Genomic DNA, 789 nt, shown 5'->3' with positions numbered 1-789 from the left:
ATCGCGCCGAGCGAGAGCCCGGCGGCGACGGCCGGCCCGACGGGGCGTCCGGTACGGGTGGCGACCCGGACCTCGTGGCCCTGTTCGGCCAGCAGGCGGGCGGTGGCGGCCCCGGCGGGCCCGTGTCCGACGACCAGGTGGAAGCTCATCCGCCACACCCTAGTGGTGGCCCCGGACGGGCGGGGCGCGGTGCGATATGTAGCCGGGTGGGGGGAATGGGAGATTCGGCAAATAATTGGTATGGCAGTCGTAAAAGTAGATCTATGCTGTTGGCGTTTCATGATCCTTCGTACAAAGCAGGTCTTGCGCAAGATGAAGCTGCCCCGGGTGTCCGCCGTCGTCGCGGCCGCCGTTCTGGCCCCCGCCGTCCTCTTCCCCACCACGGCCTCGGCCACCGACACCCCCAAGCCGACCGGCGTCTCCGGCCCCGACACCGGCTCCGACTCCGCCAAGGACACCGCGCCCCAGGCCGACGGCCAGGAGCAGCGCGACCGCGCCGAGGTCAAGCGCATCCTCGCCGACCCGAAGAGCGGCGTCGGCGTGCGCGAGGCGGCCGAGAAGGCCCTCAAGGGCGGCGCCGCCGAACTGCGCCACTTCCTGGACGTCGAGTTCGACGAGCAGACCAGGATCGACAACCAGGTCCGGGTCTCCCAGATCTACGCCGTCGGCGGCCCGGCCGTGAAGGCGGCCGCCAAGGCCGCCCTCCGCGGCACCGACGAGGACATCACCGCGTTCCTGACCACCGGCCAGTACGCCGCCCGCGCCGAGGACGAGGACCGCGCCAAGGTC

At 71.6% G+C, this 789-nt stretch carries 1 protein-coding gene; it reads left to right on the top strand.

The genetic code is table 11. The features are described from left to right. Positions 1-312: 312 nt before the first annotated feature. Positions 313-789 (top strand): ALF repeat-containing protein (locus AE652_RS42360; protein ID WP_049661569.1); only part of this gene is annotated, 477 nt, incomplete at its 3' end.

Source organism: Kitasatospora sp. MY 5-36 (assembly GCF_001182915.1).
In the GTDB taxonomy this organism is placed as follows: Bacteria; Actinomycetota; Actinomycetes; order Streptomycetales; family Streptomycetaceae; genus Kitasatospora.
This window is presented reverse-complemented; position numbering and strand designations above follow the sequence as displayed.